Annotated in this window: 13 protein-coding genes and 1 pseudogene; 6 read left to right on the top strand and 8 right to left on the bottom strand. The window is 74.6% G+C overall.

The window, feature by feature from the left end:
- From ACL02R_RS29175 to ACL02R_RS29145, 7 genes are all read right to left on the bottom strand, one after another.
- Positions 1 to 2,262: MMPL family transporter (locus ACL02R_RS29175; protein WP_412799966.1), on the bottom strand; the 2,262-nt coding region annotated here is incomplete at its 3' end.
- Between the two features lie 255 nt (positions 2,263 to 2,517).
- On the bottom strand, positions 2,518 to 3,657 hold the full coding sequence (locus ACL02R_RS29170; protein ID WP_412799965.1) for an alpha/beta hydrolase: 1,140 nt from the start codon (positions 3,655 to 3,657) through the stop codon (positions 2,518 to 2,520).
- An 86-nt stretch (positions 3,658 to 3,743) separates the two neighbouring features.
- Positions 3,744 to 4,793, bottom strand: coding sequence for an NAD-dependent epimerase/dehydratase family protein (locus ACL02R_RS29165; protein ID WP_412799964.1), 1,050 nt, complete (start codon positions 4,791 to 4,793; stop codon positions 3,744 to 3,746).
- Entirely contained in the window at positions 4,790 to 7,171 is a 2,382-nt protein-coding gene (locus ACL02R_RS29160; protein WP_412799963.1) for an MMPL family transporter, read from the bottom strand. The genes ACL02R_RS29165 and ACL02R_RS29160 overlap by 4 nt, the downstream gene beginning before the upstream one ends.
- On the bottom strand, positions 7,171 to 8,847 hold the full coding sequence (locus tag ACL02R_RS29155; RefSeq protein ID WP_412799962.1) for an FAD-dependent monooxygenase: 1,677 nt from the start codon (positions 8,845 to 8,847) through the stop codon (positions 7,171 to 7,173). Before ACL02R_RS29155 ends, ACL02R_RS29160 begins: the two co-directional genes overlap by 1 nt.
- Positions 8,844 to 9,512 carry an HAD family hydrolase gene (locus ACL02R_RS29150; protein ID WP_362958865.1) on the bottom strand — a complete coding sequence of 223 codons (669 nt, stop codon included), beginning with the start codon at positions 9,510 to 9,512 and terminating at the stop codon, positions 8,844 to 8,846. Before ACL02R_RS29150 ends, ACL02R_RS29155 begins: the two co-directional genes overlap by 4 nt.
- A complete protein-coding gene (locus ACL02R_RS29145) occupies positions 9,509 to 10,528 on the bottom strand; it encodes an AfsA-related hotdog domain-containing protein (RefSeq protein ID WP_412799961.1) in 1,020 nt (339 codons plus the stop codon). Before ACL02R_RS29145 ends, ACL02R_RS29150 begins: the two co-directional genes overlap by 4 nt.
- Positions 10,529 to 10,885: 357 nt before the next feature.
- Here ACL02R_RS29145 and ACL02R_RS29140 point away from each other — a divergent pair, with 357 nt between their 5' ends.
- The 5 genes and pseudogenes from ACL02R_RS29140 (at position 10,886) to ACL02R_RS29120 (ending at position 14,672) form a co-directional block, all read left to right on the top strand.
- The gene (locus ACL02R_RS29140; RefSeq protein ID WP_412799967.1) at positions 10,886 to 11,578 is read left to right on the top strand and encodes a class I SAM-dependent methyltransferase; all 693 of its coding nucleotides are present in this window, start codon (positions 10,886 to 10,888) and stop codon (positions 11,576 to 11,578) included.
- A 157-nt stretch (positions 11,579 to 11,735) separates the two neighbouring features.
- Entirely contained in the window at positions 11,736 to 12,839 is a 1,104-nt protein-coding gene (locus tag ACL02R_RS29135) for a pyridoxal-phosphate dependent enzyme (protein ID WP_412799960.1), read from the top strand.
- Entirely contained in the window at positions 12,836 to 14,074 is a 1,239-nt protein-coding gene (locus tag ACL02R_RS29130) for an ATP-grasp domain-containing protein (RefSeq protein WP_412799959.1), read from the top strand. Before ACL02R_RS29135 ends, ACL02R_RS29130 begins: the two co-directional genes overlap by 4 nt.
- Before the next feature lie 15 nt (positions 14,075 to 14,089).
- Positions 14,090 to 14,422, top strand: a pseudogene (locus ACL02R_RS29125) (LysE family transporter); the annotation flags it as partial.
- A gap of 91 nt (positions 14,423 to 14,513) precedes the next feature.
- Positions 14,514 to 14,672 (top strand): hypothetical protein, encoded by a 159-nt coding sequence (locus ACL02R_RS29120; protein ID WP_412799958.1) that lies wholly within the window; start codon positions 14,514 to 14,516, stop codon positions 14,670 to 14,672.
- 14 nt (positions 14,673 to 14,686) lie between these two features.
- On the opposite strand, the gene ACL02R_RS29115 is transcribed toward ACL02R_RS29120, so the two are convergent.
- Positions 14,687 to 15,712, bottom strand: coding sequence for a zinc-binding dehydrogenase (locus tag ACL02R_RS29115; protein ID WP_412799957.1), 1,026 nt, complete (start codon positions 15,710 to 15,712; stop codon positions 14,687 to 14,689).
- Positions 15,713 to 15,848: 136 nt separating this feature from the next.
- Between ACL02R_RS29115 and ACL02R_RS29110 the strand changes: the two genes are divergently transcribed.
- Complete coding sequence (locus ACL02R_RS29110; RefSeq protein ID WP_412799956.1) at positions 15,849 to 16,490, top strand: TetR/AcrR family transcriptional regulator; 642 nt, start codon at positions 15,849 to 15,851, stop codon at positions 16,488 to 16,490.
- Position 16,491: the final 1 nt, after the last annotated feature.

Genomic DNA, 16,491 nt, shown 5'->3' with positions numbered 1-16,491 from the left:
GCTGCCCGCGAGTTCGGCGCCGCGCGCCGCGCCCGGTGGGTCGTCGGACGACGGTCCCTCGCTGATGCCGAAGCGCTCGTGCAGCCGCCGCAGCGGGCCCGGTGCCCACCAGTTGGCGTCACCCGCGAGCCGCATGAACGCGGGCACGAGCACCGTCCTGATGAGCAGCGCGTCCACCAGGACGGCCAGCGCCATGCCGACGCCCAGCTCCTTCAGGAACACGACCTGCCCGGTGACGTACGCGGCGAACGTCAGCGCCAGGATGCCGGCGGCGGCCGTGATCAGCGGCGCGCTGCGCTGGATGCCCGCCGCGACGGCGGCCGTGTTGTCGCCGGTGCGGTCGTACTCGTCCTTGATGCGGGCCATGATGAACACCTCGTAGTCCATCGACAGCCCGTACGCGATGCAGAACATCAGGATGGGGATGCTCGGCTCCATGCGCCCGGCCGGGGTGAAGTCGAGCAGGCCCGACAGGTTGCCGTCCTGGAAGATCCACACCAGTGAGCCGAACATGACGCTGAGGCTGAGGACGTTCGCGACCGTCGCCTTGGCCGGGATGAGGAGGCTGCCGGTCATCAGGAAGATGATCAAGAAGGTGACCACCAGGATGATGCCGACGACCAGCGGCAGCCGGTCGAAGAGGTCGGCGCGGAAGTCCGTCATCGCGGCGGGGAAGCCGCCGACCGCCACCTCGTACGGCGGGGGCAGCGCCCGGACGTCCTCCACCAGGTCGGACAGGTCGGCGTCGAGGGCGGCGCGGTCGGCGGTGACGACGAGCCGCAGGCTGTCGTCGGCCGTGTACCGCTCGGCCTCGCCGAAGGGTTCGGCGACGCGGGAGCCCTCCTGGTAGGCGCCGGTGTACGTGTCCACCTGGAAGACGCCCGGCACCTCGGACAGCGCGAGGGCGTAGTCCTCGGTCTCGCCGGTCCGTTCAGCGGGGGCTCCGACGCCGGGAGCGACGATCTGGAGCGCGTCGCTCTCCTCGGTGGGGAAGTTCTCGCGGATCTCCTCCTGGGTGACGCGGGCGCTGGCGTCGGCGGGCAGTACGCGCTCGTCGGGCAGGCCGAAGCGTGCGCCGAGGAACGGGGAGCCGAGGGCCAGCAGCACGGCCAGGACGGGCAGGCCGTAGAGGAGCGGCTTGCGCATGACGCGCAGGGCGATCCGGTACCAGCGGCCCGCCGTGATGTCGGCCGCGGCGGCCGGCGCGTCCCGGCGCTCCACGCGGCGGCCGACGACGGCCAGCGCCGCGGGCAGCAGCACGACGGCGCCGAACGCGGCGGTCGCCACGACGGCGATGCCCGCGTACGCGAACGACTGGAGGAACGGGAACGGGAACGCGAACAGCGCCGCCAGCGACGCCGCGACCGTCACGCCGCTGAACAGCACGGTGCGCCCGGCCGTCTCGACCGTCCGTACGACGGCCGCGTGCCGGTCACGGCCCGCGATCCGCTCCTCGCGGTAGCGCGCGATGACGAACAGGCTGTAGTCGATGCCGAGCCCGAGCCCGAGGACGAGCGCGAGGTTCGCCGCGAACGTGGACACCTCGGTGAACGCGGTGACGCCCCGGAGGACGGCGAGCGTCGCGAGCACGGAGAACAGGCCGACGGCGAGCGTCAGTCCGGCCGCCGACCAGCGCCGGTAGGCCCAGACGAGGAGCACGAGGACGACCGGGACGATGACGGCCTCCGCGCGCAGGAAGTCCTCGCGCGAGGTGTCGCTGACCTGCCGGAAGATCTCGTCCTGGCCGCCCGCCTGGACGGTGACGGCCGGGTTGTCGCCGCTGTCGGCGTCCCCGGTGGCCAGTTGCTCGGTGACGTCGGCGAGTCCCTCGCGGACCTCGGTCGCGTCCCCGGCGAGCCAGGCGACGACGAGGGCCTGCGTGCGGTCCTCGCTGACGAGCGTCGGGCTGTTGTCGCGGGCCCAGTACGAGTCGACCGAGGTGACCAGCGGCTCGGCGGCGAGCTCGGACGCGACGCGCTGCCCCTCGGCGGCGACGGCAGGATCGTCCACGGTGCCGCTCGTGGCGGTCACGAGCAGCAGGTAGTTGGGGCTGCCGTCCGCGAACTCGTCGCGCAGGATCTCCTCCGCGCGGTCGGACTCGGAGCCTGGTGCCTCGAAGCGCGACAGCGACAGGACGCTCTGCGCGCCCGCGCCCAAGACCGCCGCGATGAGGAAGACGACCGCTCCGGCGATGAGCACGGCACGCCGTCGCCGCGTGGTGAGGGTGCCCAGCCGCCGCAGCAGTGGCGATGATGCAGACATGAGACGGGACTCCTATGTGTCTGACCGTTGTGGGGGTCGGTGGTGGGGCTGACGGGTCACGACACGGGGAAAGCCGGGACATGGTGCGGTGGTGCGAGCGGGGGTGGTGCGGTGGTGCGAGCGGACGGGGCCGCGCCGGGGCCGGTCGCTGACCGGCCCCGGCGGGGGTCTGGCGGTGACGACTGACGGGTGCGTGCGGGCGGGTGGGGACCGGCCGTGGACGGGGAGTGGGCGGGGGCGGGCGATCGCCTTCGATCAGCCGCCCTGCCGGTCCAGCCAGTCGGCGAGGGTGTCGTGCACCAGGGGTGCCTGGCGGGCGAGGCCCATGTAGTGCCCGGCCTCGGGGATCTCGACCAGCTCGGTGGACTCGGCGCCGGTGAACAGCGCCGCGTGCTCCTCGCCGCCCTCGACACGGGCGTCCTCCTCGCCGTAGAGGAAGAGCACCGGCACGGTGATCTCGGGGATCTGCTGGACGTCCATCAGCACGCCGCCCAGCTGCGAGACCATGTCGCCGCACGGGTGCGCGTTCTGGTGCGGCACGGCCAGTTCGAGGATCTCGGGTTCGGTGTCGTTGAAGTTGCCGGTGGCGAACTCCTCCGATCCGAGGTCGTAGTAACTGTAGCCGTCCTCGCCGCCCTGGAGGCACGACTGGAGCGATGTGAAGAAGCGCGCGTTGGCCTGCGGGGTGAGGCCGAGGTCGGTCCAGTCCATGATGACCAGCCCGTCGACGTCCTGGAAGGAGTACGCGGCGATCTGGACGACCTGGCCGCCGTTCGACTGGCCGGCCAGGAAGATCCTGTCGAAGGCGTACGTCTCGCCGCCCTCGATGTCGTACCTCCCGTCGCGCAGCTGCTCGGTGATCTGGTGCGCCATGTCGGCCTGGCCGCCGATGCACGAGCCGAGGCCGTCGGGCCGGTCGCTGGAGTCGTAGCCGAGCCGGTCGATGGTGAGCGAGGCGTGGCCGCGCCTGGCCAGCTCCTCGGCGTGGTGGTAGCCCTCGGCGTCGAGCCGCCAGTACCACTCGCCGGCGGCGATGCCGTGCTCGTACAGCGTGACGGCGGTCTCCTCGCCCGCGGCGGCCTGGTCGAGCAGGGCGCGCGGGGCGGTCAGGTGGCCGCGGACCGTGTACGTCTCGCCGTCCACCGCGCAGGCCGCGAGGGTGCGGTTCTGGTTGACGACGGTGAAGGAGACCGGCAGGTCCACGATGTCCTCGGCCTCCAGGCGCGCCGCGGTGTCGGCGGCCGCCTGCTCCGCGTCGGCCTCGGCGGCGGCCCGTACCGCGGCCGGGTCGGCCGCCTCCTCCGTCTCGGAGCCGGCGGCGACGGCCCAGTACGCGGGGGTGAGCGCGAGCAGCGTGGCCGCCGCGCCCAGGACGACGGTTCTGGTGCTGGGCATGGGTCAGGACCTCCTGGGGGCGCGCGGCGCTCCGTGGCCGTGCGGGTGCTGGGTGCGGGTCGTCGTGGGCGGGGGTGGGTGCGGGGTCATGCGCCGCCCCCCGCGGGGGCGAGCAGCCCCGTGGCGCGGTAGTACGCGGCCTCGTCGGCGAAGGTCTCCGCCAGGGGCCGGAAGGTGACGCCCAGTTCGTTCTGCACGCGGGCCGAGCTGATGCGGGTGCGGTTGCCGTCGAGGAGGACGCGGACGCCCTCGCGGGTGGCGACCGGTTCGCGGCGGCGGAGCTTGGCCGAGGTCTCCAGCAGGGTCGCGAACGTGAGGGCGGCCGCCGCCGGGATCTCCCGGGGCGCGGACACGCCGACCGCGTCCGCGACGCCCTGGGTGGTGGCGGAGAGCCGCTGCCAGCGTCCGGCGACGATGTAGCGGCGCAGGCTCTGGCCGCTCTCGGCGGCGCGGACGCACGCGTCGGCGACGTCGCGGGCGTCCACGACGTGGTTGCCCGCGCGCGGCACGGCGCGCAGGGCGCCCTTGGCGACGGAGAGGAAGAGGCGTCCCGCCGACGTCGGGCCCGAGTCCCCCGGGCCCCACATCCAGCCGGGCAGGACGAGCGGGACGCGCAGGTCCCTGCCCCCCTCGCCCAGGAACTCCGTGATGGCGCGCTCGGCGCGCACCTTGCTGGCGCGGTAGGCGTTGCGCTCCCAGTCGGGCGGGGGCGGCGCGGACTCGTCGGCCGGTGTCTCGGGGGTGCCGGGCGCCAGGGTGTTGATGGAGCTGGTCTGGACGACGACCGGCACCGAGTTGTCCACGGCGGCGCGCAGCAGGCCCGTGACGGCGTCGACGTTCGTGCGGAACAGCAGCGGCAGGTCGGCGCCCGGCTGGTAGTACTCGCGGAAGTACGCGGCGGTGTGGATGACCGCGTCGGCGCCGGCGAGCGCGTGGCGGTAGCTGGCGGGGTCGGTGATGTCGCCCGTGGCGACGGTCAGGCCCTCGCCGTCGGGCAGGAGGCGGCGCGCCTTGTCCGGGTCGCGGACGAGGGCGACGACCTCGCTGCCGCCGGCGAGCAGCCGGCCGACGACCGCGGTGCCGAGCAGCCCGGTCGCCCCGGTGACGACGACGCGGCGCAGGACGGGTCCGGTCACGAGGTCTCCTCCAGTACGGGCTCGGGCTTGCGCGGCGTCCCGACCGGTGCCGGCGCCGGTGCCGGCCCGGCGTCCAGCGGCTCCTCGCGCAGGCCGAAGCGCTGCTGGAAGCGGCGCAGCGGCGCGGGGGCCCACCAGGTGGCGCGTCCGCCGAGCCGCATGACGGCCGGGACGAGCAGGCCGCGGACGACGGTGGAGTCCACGATGACGGCGAGCGCCACGCCGAGGCCGAGCATCTTGGTGTTGGTGATGCGCGAGGTGCCGATGGCGACGAGGACGACCGCCAGGATGAGGGCGGCCGCGGTGATGACGCCGCCGGTGCGGTGGACGCCGGAGATGATGGCCTGCCGTGAGTCGCCGGTCCTGCGGTACTCCTCGGTGACGCGGGAGAGGAGGAAGACGCCGTAGTCCATCGACAGGCCGAACGCGACGCAGAACATCAGCACCGGCAGCGTGACCTCGATGGTGCCGGTGGCCGTGAAGCCGAGGAAGCCGGAGAGGTTGCCGTCCTGGAAGACCCAGACGACGGCGCCGAACATCGCGGTGAGGCTGAGCGCGTTCAGCACCACCGACATGACCGGGATCAGGAGGCTGCCGGTGAGCAGGAACATCAGGATCAGCGAGGCGCCGACGATGATCAGGGCCGCCCAGGGCAGCCGGGACGAGATGGCCTCCTTGCTGTCCTCAAGGACCGCCGCGTCGCCGCCGACGAGGGTGCCGAAGTCGCGGTAGTCGGCCTGGGCGCTGATGTCGCGGACGCCGCGCACCAGTTCGCCGGCCTCCGCCGAGCTGACCTCAAGTCCCGAGTCGGGGACGACGGAGATGTGGCTGCTGCCGTCGAGGGCGCGCATGTTGTGCGCCGGGGTGACGGAGACGGTCTGCTCGCCGTCCTCGTACGTGCCGACCGGGGTGTCCACGTAGGAGACGTGGGGCAGTTGCGAGAGCGCGAGGGCGTAGCCGTCCAGGGCGTCGGCGACGGCGTCGTCCTCGGGGTCGGCGGTGCGCGCGACGACCTCGACGGTCGCGGTGGCGCTGCTGTCGAAGTCGGAGCGGATGATGTCCTGCGCCACCCTGGCCTCGGAGCCCTGGGGGAGCTGGCGGTCGTCCGTGGTGCCGAACTCGACGTTCAGGAAGGGCAGTCCGACGACGACGAGGATGACCGTGGTGCCGATGGCGAACAGCGGGGCGCGGCCCACCGAGGCGTTCGCCAGGCGCCGCCACAGTGTCCCCTCCGCCGCCGCCCCGGTCTTGCGCCGCCGGATGCGCAGGGCGTCCACGCGGTGTCCGAGCAGGACGAGCAGGGCCGGGAGGATGGTGAGCGCGGCGGTGGCGGCGAGGACGACGACGCTGATGCCCGCGTACGCGAACGACCGCAGGAAGTACAGCGGGAAGACGAGCATCGCGGACAGGGACACGGCGACGGTGAGCGCGGAGAACAGGACGGCGCGCCCGGCGGTGCGCACGGTGATGGACACCGCCTCGACCGGTTCGTGCCCGGCCGCCAGCTCCTCGCGGTAGCGGCGGACGATCAGCAGCGCGTAGTCGATGGCGAGGCCGAGGCCGAGGGCCGTCGTGAGGTTCTGCGCGAAGACCGAGACGTCGGTGAACTCCGTGACGACGCGCAGCGCCGCGTTCGTCCCCAGGATGGCGACGATGCCGACGCCGAGCGGCAGCAGGGCCGCGACGACGCCGCCGAACACCAGGATGAGGATGAGGAGGGTGATCGGCAGGGCGATCAGCTCGGCGGTGAGGAGGTCCTCCTCGATGGTCGTCTGGACCTCTTCGAGGACGGCGACCCGGCCGCCGACGCGCACCTCGATGTGCTCGGCGCCCTCGGGCGTGCCGCTGTAGCCGGGGGCGATGCGGGCGAACGTGTTCTGCTGGTCGTCCTCCGCGCCGTCGATGTGGGCGAGGATCATCGCGTACCGGCCGTCGTCCGAGCGCAGCTGGTCGGCGCCGGTCTGCCAGTACGACAGGACGCCGGACAGGCCGGGCTCGAACGCGAGCCGGTTGCTCAGCCCGATGGCCTCGGCGGCGACCTCGGAGTCGTCCACGCCGGCGCCGTCGAGCGCCTCGACGAGCAGCACGAAGTTCGGCTCGCTGGTGGGGAAGTCGGCCTCCAGGGCGTCGGCGGCGCGCGCCGACTCGGAGGAGAGGTCCTCGGTGCCGCCGTTGAGCAGCCGGTCGGCGACCCCGCCGCCGACGAGGACGGCGTCCACGAGGAACAGCGCCGCGAAGAACAGCACGAACTTCGGCCAGCGCGGGCGTGGCGGGCCCTCCGCGCGCCGGGCGCGCGCGGCGGCCCGGCGTTCGCGGCGTGAGGTGCCCGGCGCGGCCGGGCTCTCGGGGGTGACGGTCGGGCTTGGCATGGTGGGCATCACCGCTGTCCGGGCAGGTCGCCGGACGGGGCCGGGGCGAGGACGGGAAGGTGGGCGAGGAGTTCGGCGACGCGGCCGGGGCCGTCCAGCGGGACGCGGGCACCGACGGTGCCGTCCGGCCGGACGTAGACCGCCTGCGGGGTGCGGGCGGTGCTCCCGGCGGGTGTGGACGCCAGGTCGTAGGCGGGCGCGTTGCCCGCCGTGGGGGTGTCGGTGGGGCCGGTGCGGACGAGCAGGACGTCCGACAGCTCGGGGTGGGTGGCGCGCCTGGCCTCCTCGGCGGCGCGGGCCGCCTGCGTCGCGGGGCGGCCGTCGTCCTGGACGACGACGGTGTGCTTCCCGGCGGCGAGGTAGGTGTGCAGGGTGGCGGCCTTGGTGCCGTGGACGGGCGTCAGCGGCAGGTCGGGGACGCGGCGCCCGGCCCGTACGCCGTCGGCCGGGGCGGACGACTGCTGGACGGCCGGGCTCCCCGAGTGGTCCAGGTCCACCTGGGCCAGCTCGGGGATGATGCGGCGCTCCAGGGCGCCGCTCTTGGACAGGCGGCGCAGCAGGGTGTCGCGCAGGCGGCGGACGAGGGGGTTGCGCACCAGCCACAGCTTCGTCTGGCGGTCGGCGTTGCGGACCGCGCGGACGGCGGCGGGACGGCGTTCCTCCTGGTAGCTGTCGAGCGGGGCGGCGCTGCCCGAGCGGATGGCGGCGGCGAGCTTCCAGCCGATGTCGTAGCCGTCCTGCACACCCGTGTTGAGTCCCTGGCCGCCCGCCGGGCTGTGGACGTGCGCGGCGTCGCCCGCGAGGAAGACGCGGCCGGAGCGGAACGCGGCGGCCACCTTCGTGTGGACCTGGAAGCGGCTGCTCCACCAGACCTCGGAGATCCGCCACTTTCCGGGGCCGCGGGCGTCGAGCAGCTGCTGTAGCTCGGGCTTCTCCGGCCGGTCGGCGCGGGTGCCGGCGGGCTGGTCGAAGAACACGCGGTGCCCGCCCTCGGGCAGCGACACGACGACGAGGACGCCCTCGGGCGTGAGGTGGTACTGCGCCTCGCGGTCGGGCAGTTCGGCGCCGCCCGCCGGGTCGAGGACGACGTCGCCCAGCAGGAAGTCCCGCGGGTAGGTGGCGCCTTCGAAGTCGACGCCGAGCGTGCCGCGCACGGTGCTGTGCATGCCGTCGGCGGCGATGAGCCAGCTCGCCGTGGTCGTGCTCTCCTGGCCGTCGGCGTCGCGCAGCAGCGCGGTGACGGTGTCGCCTTCCTGCGTGGGGGACTGGGTGACGGAGGACACCTCGGTGTTCCAGCTGACGGCGCCGCCGAGCTGCGTGAGGCGGGCGTACAGCAGTTCCTCGGTCACCGGCTGGGGCACGCACAGCGGGCCGGGGAAGCGGGTGTTGGACAGGCCGCCGAAGCGCACGCCCGCGACCTTGCGGCCCCGCGACCAGTACGACGCGCCCGCGAGCGGCAGGGCGCGTTCCGCCAGCGGGGTGGCGACTTCGAGGCGGTCAAGGACTTCGAGGGCGCCGCTCCACAGCACCAGGGCCTTGGGGGCGGTGGCCGGGCCGCGGCGGCGGTCCACCACGTGCACGGGCACGCCGTGGCGCAGCAGCGCGCAGGCGGCGGTGAGGCCGGTGGGGCCGGCACCGACGATCAGGACGGTGTGGTCCGCGTGGTTCGCGTGGTCCGCGCTCATGCCCCGACTCCTTCAGCGGTCTGGTCATAGTCGAGTTCCAGGAGGCCGCCGACGTCCTTGACGGCTTGGCCGGTGGTGCTGAACAGCACGGCGTGCATGCCGAGTTCGCGGGCGGCGGTGAGGTTCTCCTCGGTGTCGTCGAGGAAGACGCACTCCTCGGCGTCCGCGCCGAGGCGGGCGAGGAGGCGGTGGTAGATCTCCGCGTCGGGCTTGCGGACGCCCTCCTCCGACGAGTCCACGACGACGTCGAACAGCTCGTCCACCGGCAGCGTGGCGCGCCAGCGGGCGGACCACTCGCGGACGTTGTTGGTCAGCAGCGCGACCCGGAAGCCCGCCGCGCGGACGGCGCGCAGGAAGTCGACCAGCTCCTCGTTCGCGTGCCTGCCGAGGAACCACAGCTCACCGAACGGGCGCCCGCCCAGGATGTCCCCGGTGCCCGGCGGCATCTCGGCGGTGATCCGGCCGACCATCTCGGCCTCGGTGATCGCCCCCGTCTCCAGGTCGGCCATGGGCGTGGCACCGTGCCGTTCGGTGGCCGCCATGAACGCGGTGACGATGGTCTCCAGCGGTATCCCGACCCGGGAGGCGAAGAGCTGGTACGTCTCCCCCAGCGGATTGGTCAGGACACCGCCGTAGTCCACGACAAGGGTGGTGATGCGCTTCACGCCCACTGGGCCACCTCCACGGTGACGTCGCTGCAGAGGCTCCCGCTCTGCTCGGTGCGGACGGCGACGGGCACGGCGAGGAGGCCGAGATCCGTCGCGTGCCGGACGCCGTCGACCCGGGCCAGCACGCTGGTCCCGAGGTCGAGTTCGGCGAATTCGGTGAACACGGCCTCCAGGCCGGTCACCACGAGGTTCTCCGGTGCCAGCCCGTGCAGCCTGGCCACCGAGGCCACCGCGACCTGCCGGGCCGCCTCCAGCTGGAGGTTGCCGGGCACGTGGTCGAGCTGGTGGTCGAACAGGTGCGGGTGCGCCGTGTCCACGACGACGCGGGCGAGCGCGTTCCCCGCCGTGTCCACGGCCGGTTCGGTGACGACGACGTTGCGCGGGTCGCGGCGGCCGATGGTCTCGGGCGCGGCGGGCGCCAGGCGGCTGACGAGCGTCGAGCCGGGGTCGGCGGCGCGGACGCGTTCCCTGCCCTTGGTGCGCAGCAGGTCGAACGCGCGGCGGCTCACGAACATCAGGGCGCCGGACGCCTCCAGCGCGACCGTGTCGTCCACGGTGAACACGCCGTCGAACTCGAAGCCGAGCACGCGCCCGGCGCGGTTGCGCTCCGGGCGCACGGTCAGGCTGACGACGACGTTCGCGGGCCGGCTGCCGATGCGCAGCGCCTCCAGCGAACGGACGCGGTAGCTCAGCGACTTGAAGATGAACGCGCTGTCGATCGCCACGCCGAGGTGCTGGTGCGCGACGAGCACGCCCGTCTGCCGCAGCACCTCCACGATGAGCAGGAAGTCGTACGCCGCCGGGTTCTCCCCGATGACGTGCCCGCGCGGCAGCTGGGCGGCCACGTCGAAGACCGCCTCGGCGCCGTCGGGCGTGTTGGCCGCGGACGCGAGGGAGTCGGTGATGAAGACCTCAGCCACGGACGCCCGGTGCACCAGCGCACGCGGAACGGTCGCGTCGAACCGGAGTCGGTCGCGGGGCGTGGATGAGGGGAGTTCCATGGGCAGGGTCATGCCGTGCTCTCCTTCCGGGTCCGCTGGGGCGAGCCCCCCGGGTGCCCTGCGGAGGATCTTGGCGCCCGGCGCTGACCGTTGGCTGGAAGGATCGCTGAAGCCGCGCTGAAGGCGGCGGGGACGTCGGACACGGGGCCGGCGGGCCGCTCGTGCGCGCCCCCCGCCGTTCGTCTCCCCGTGATGCGGCGGCCTCCGGCCGCTCTCCTCCTTGCTGCCCGCCGCGCCGGGAACTCATGCGCCCCGCCGGGCGACCACTGAGACGTGACGGCGGACGGACGGGAGGCCGGTGTGACGGACGGGACGGCGGACGGCAGGTGGTACGAGGACGAGGCGCTGTGGGCCGACTTCGCGCCCGTGATGTTCTCGCCCGAGCGCGGCACCTCGGTCGCCGCGCTGGTCAGGGACGCGGCGCTGCTCGACTTCCCGCCCGGGTCGCGCGTCCTCGACCTGGCCTGCGGCCCCGGCCTGTTCCTGGTGCCGCTGGCGGAGCGGGGGTACGAGGTGACGGGCGTCGACCTCAGCCCCGGCATGCTGGCGCGCGCCCGCCGGGCCTGCGACGCGGCGGGCGCGCGCGTGACGCTGGAGCGCGCCGACATGCTGTCCTACGTGGCGCCCGGCGCGTACGACGTGGTCCTCAACGTCTTCACGTCCTTCGGGTACTTCGACGACCCGGCCGCCAACGCCCGTGTGCTGCGCAACGCCTGGAAGAGCCTCGCCCCCGGCGGGCGGCTGCTCGTGGACGTGATGGGCAAGGAGGTCCTGGCCGGCTGGATCGGGCGCCCGCAGGCGGTGGACCTGCCCGGCGGCGCGTACGTCGTGCAGCGCGACACCGTGCTGGACAGCTGGCGGCGGCTGCGGACCGACTGGACGCTGGTGCGCGGCGAGGTGGCCCGTACGGCGTCGATCCACTCGTTCCTCTACAGCGCGGCGGAGCTGCACGACCTGTTCGTGGCGGCCGGGTTCGCGGACGTCGCCTGCCACGGGGACTTCGACGGCGGGCCGTACGACCAGACGTCGCGGCGCCTCGTCGTGGTCGGCAGGAAGCCGTGACGGCCCCCGGCCCGCGCGGCCCTCCCCCGCCCGGCGGCGCCCACCCCGTACGACGGCACATCCCGGCTCGCCACCCGCACGCCCAGGAGGTCCGGTACGTCATGCTCCTCTCCCCCAGCCCACCCGCCCGGCACGGCGCCCCCGAGGGAGCCGCGCCATGACCGCCGCCCCCACCCCCACCCCCCTGTCGCCACCGGCCGCCGGACCCGCCGCCGCACCCGTCCACGAGCACATCACCGACGCGATCAAGGCACCCGCGCTGGTCCGCCTCGACGGCGACACGGTCCTCGCCCGCTTCGAGACGATGAAGGTCTACGCGGCGCTCGGCGCCGTCCGCACCCTGCTGCGCCGCGGCCGGATACGCCCCGGGCAGACGCTGATCGACAGCTCCAGCGGCATCTACGCCCTGGCGCTCGCGATGGCCTGCCACCGCTACGGTCTGCGCTGCCACATCGTCGCCTCCACGACCGTGGACTCCGTGATGCGCGCCCAGCTGGAGGTGCTCGGCGCGACCGTGGACCAGATGCCGCCGTCCAGCAGCCTGCGGCTCGACCAGGAACGGCGGGTGCGCCACGTGCGGCGGCTGCTGGCCGGGCGGCCCGACATGTACTGGATGCGGCAGTACCACGATCCCGTGCACCAGGCGGGCTACGGCGAGTTCGCCGCGCTCGTGGACGCCGCGCTGCCCGGGGAGCGGCTGACGGTCGTCGGCGCGGTCGGTACCGGCGCGTCCACGGGCGGGCTGACACGGGCGCTGCGCGCGACGGGCCGTGCGGTGCGGCTGGTGGGCGTGCAGCCGTTCGGCAGCGTGACGTTCGGCAGCGAGCGGTTCAGCGACCCGGAGGCCATCATCGCCGGAATCGGCAGCTCCATCCCGTTCGGGAACGTGCGGCACGCGCTGTACGACACGGTGCACTGGCTCGACTTCCGGCACGCCATGGCGGGGACGGTCGGGCTGCTGCGCGACCACGCGGTCTTCGCCGGCCTCTCCACCGGCGCCGCCTACCTGGCGGGCGGGTACGAGGCCGCGCGCCGGCCGGGCGGCGGCCCGTACCTGCTGCTCGGCCCGGACACCGGGCACCGGTACGCGGAGCGCGTCTTCGCCCGCCACCGCGAGGCCGCCGACCCGGCGGAGCTGCGGCCGCAGCGCATCGGCACGCCGGGCGACCTGCGCCCGCCGTGGTCGGTGCTGGAGTGGGCCGGGCGCCAGGCGCCGCCGGGCGCCGTCCACACGGAGGACACGGAAGGGGAACCGGCGTGACGATCGCCGCGCTCGAAGCACTGTCGTTCGGCCTGGGCCGCACCGCCGCGGCGGCGGAGCGGGCCGGGCACCGGTTCGTCCTGCTGACGGGCGACCGCTCCGTCTACCGGCACGAGCTGGCGCAGCTGCCGCCCGGCGCGCTGACCGTCGTGGACACCGACACGTCCGACGAGGGCGCCGTACGCGCCGCCCTGGCCGCGCTGCCGGACCTCGCCGGGCTGGTCAACACCACGGACACGTGGAGCGTCCCGGCCGCCGGTATCGCCGCGTCGCTCGGCCTGCCGGGTCCGGACCCGAAGGCCGTGCGCGTGCTGCGCGACAAGGCGCGGGTACGGGAGCTGCTGCACCGCGCGGGCCTCAGCCCGGGGGGCGCGCTGCCCGTGGCGCCGGGTCCCGGGAGCGTGGCGGAGGTGCTGCGGGAGGTGGGTCTTCCCGCCGTGCTGAAGGACTCGGCGGGCACGTCGTCGCGGGATGTGTGGATCGTCCACGACGAGGACGCGCTGCGGGCCGCGCTGGCGGAGGCGGCCGGGCGGCGGCTGGCGGGGCGGCTGTTCGCGGAGAGGTTCCTGGCCGGTCCGCTCTACAGCGCGGAGACGCTCACCTGGGCGGGGACGACGCGGCTGCTCGGCGTCCTGAGCCGCCAGACGTCGCGGCGGCCCGCCGTGCGGGAGGAGGCCGCCGCGTTCCCGGTGGCGCTGCCGCCCGGACGGTCGGAGCGGCTCGCGGAGTGGGTCGGCCGCGTGCTGGCGGCGGCGGGGCACGACGGCGGGTTCGCGCACGTGGAGTTCGTCCTGACGGCGGACGGACCCGGACTGGTCGAGATCAACCGGCGGATCGGCGGCGCGCTGGTCGGCGAGGCGCTGTGCCGTTCGCTCGGGACCGACGTGTACGACGCGCTGGTCGACACGGTGCTCGGCCGCCGTCCCGCGCTCCTGGACGCGGACCTGGCGCACACCGGCCCGGCCTGCGGCATGGTCCTCGTGTACGCGGACCGGCCGGGGACGCTGACCGGCTGGCACGGGCTCGACGGGCTCGGGGCGTTCCCTGGCGCGGTGGGCTGGTACCCGACGCGCGCGCCGGGCGACACGGTGGCGCACGTCGGGGACCAGCGGGGCTGCACGGGCATCGTGCTGGCGGAGGCGGAGACGGCCGAGCTGGCGCTGCACCGGGCGTGGAGCGCGGCGGTGACGGTCCGCCCGGTGCTGCGGGACGACACCGCGCGGCCGGGGGCGTAGGCCGGAGGTCCGGCCGTGCACGGCGTGCCGGTCGGCGTGAGGATCGTGACCGTGATCTCCGTGATCTCCGTGATCTCCGTGATCCCGGGGCCCGGGGTGCAGTTCGTCGTCGGCCGGGCGCCGGCCCACGGACGGCGGGTGGCGCCGGCGTCCGTGCTGGGCAACGCGCTCGGCGGCTGCACCCTGGTGGCCGTGGCGCTGGGCGTCGGCAGCCCGGTGGAGCGGTCCGCCCTCCTGTTCACGGTGGCCAGGCTGACCGGGGCCGGGTGTCTCGTCGTCCTCGGTGTCCTGGCGCGGCGGGCCGCCGGGCGGGACCGGACCGCGCCGCACGGCGGGCGGCCGGAGCCGTCGCCGGGGCATCCGGTGCGGGCCGGGTTCCTGATCGGGGTGGGCAATCTGAGGAGCATCGTCTTACGAGGCGGCGCACGCCGTCGTCCAGATGCTCGTCCTCGGCCCGGCGGGTGCCCTGCCGGCCCTGGCCACCGAGGGCGCGTGGTCCGGCCGCTCGCCCCGGCGGATCGCGCTGCGGGGCGGGACGGGCGGCCTCGCGATGGTGGGTCTCGGGGTGTCCGTCGCGGCCACCAGGCGCGCGGACTGATCCCCGTCAGCCGCTCACGGCTTGAGGATCAGCCGGATGGGGTCCCCCTTCTTGGAGTGGACGCGCTCGACGGCCTCGGCGGCGTCGGTGAGCGGCAGCACGTCGGTGATGGAGCGGGAGAAGTCCAGGCGCCCGCCCGCCGTGAGCCCGATGAGCTGGGGGACGGCGGTGTCGTCCGAGCCGTAGTGGCCGAGTATGCGCTGCTGGAGGAAGCTGAACGCGGTGCTGTCCGCTATGTGCAGCGGCCTGCCCGTCAGGCCCACGAGGACGAGGCTGCCGCGCGGGGCGAGCACGCCGAGCGCCTGCTCGCGCACGGCGTCCACGCCCGCGAAGTCGAAGGCGGCGGCGAGCCCCGCGCCCCCGGTCGCGGCGCGCACCGCCTCGCCGAAGCCGGGGTCGGCCGGGTCGAGCGCGAGGTCCGCGCCGAAGGCGAGGGCGCGCTCGCGGGCGGCCGGCGCCGGGTCGGCGGCGACGATCGGGTACGCGCCCACCGCGCGCAGCAGCTGCACGCCGTGCGCGCCGAGCCCGCCGACGCCCCAGACGCCGACCGGCTGGGCGGCCCTGATTCCGGCGGTGGCGGTGATGGCGCCCCAGGGGGTGGAGACGGCGTCGGGGATGATCGCGCCCTGCTCGAAGGGGATGGTGTCGGGGAGCGCGAAGAGGGTGGACGCGGTGGCCAGCGCGTACTCCGCCCAGCCGCCGTCGTAGTCGACGCCGCGGGTCCACACCTGGCCGTCGCGGACCTCGCCCGCCTGGAGGACGACGCGGTCGCCGGGCTGCCAGGCGGTCACGCCGGGTCCCGGCTCGGCGACCACGCCCGCGACCTCGTGGCCGAGGGTGACGGCGTCGCCGCTCAGGTGCGGGCCGCGGCCGAGGGTGCCGTCGATGAGGTGCACGTCGGAGAGGCAGACCCCGGCCGCCTCCACCTTGACCAGTACTTCACCGGGGCCGGGTACCGGCCTTGGCACGTCCTCGACGCGCAGCGTCAGGTCGGGGTGACGCAGCCGGACGGCGCGCATCGTTGCTGTGGCGGTTCCCATCGTGATCACTCTCCGTGGTGCGGTGGCCCCGGTGGTGCCGGGGTGGTTCCGGGTACGCGATAACGCAAGTTCCCTTGCGTTCGACCGTACGACGCGGAACCATGCAACGCAAGAGTGCTTGCGTTAGCCTGACGGCATGCGCAACTCGGACTGCGGAGAAGCCGGGAACGGCGGCGGAGGCGGGGCGGCGGCGCCCCTGCGGCGGCGCGGCGAGCGGCTGCGGCAGGCGGTGCTCGCGACGACGGTGCGGCTGCTGGCGTCCCGGCCCTTCGACGAGGTGACGGTCGCGGCGGTGGCGCGCGAGGCCGGGACCCATGAGACGTCGATCTACCGCCGCTGGAAGACCCGCGAGAACCTGATCCACGACGCCGCCACGCAGTACAGCGACGACATGCTGCCCCTGCCCGACACCGGCACCGCGCGCGGCGACCTGCTGGGCCTCGCCGAGGGCCTTGCCCAGGTGCTGACGACACCGGAGGGCACGGCCCTGCTGCGCCTCTCCGTCCGCCCCGCCACCGGCGAGGACGGCGGCGAGGGCCCGCAGGTCGCCGGGCATCGCGCCGCCTACTGGGCCGAGCGCCTGCGGCTGGCGGAATCTCTCGTCCGCAGGGGCGTCGAGCGCGGCGAGCTGTCTCCCGGCCACGACGCCGCCGTGATCGTCGAGGCGGTGTGCGCGCCCGTGCTGACCCACGCGCTGTTCGGCGGTCCCCCGCCGGACGGGCGCTTCCTCGCCGGGCTGGTGGACCTCGTGCTGTACGGCGGCGCCCCCGAGCCGTGAG

It is taken from the genome of Streptomyces sp. MS19 (genome assembly GCF_047200595.1).
GTDB lineage: Bacteria > Actinomycetota > Actinomycetes > Streptomycetales > Streptomycetaceae > Streptomyces.
The sequence above is the reverse complement of the archived record's forward strand: the minus strand, read 5'-3'. Positions and strand labels throughout refer to the sequence as shown.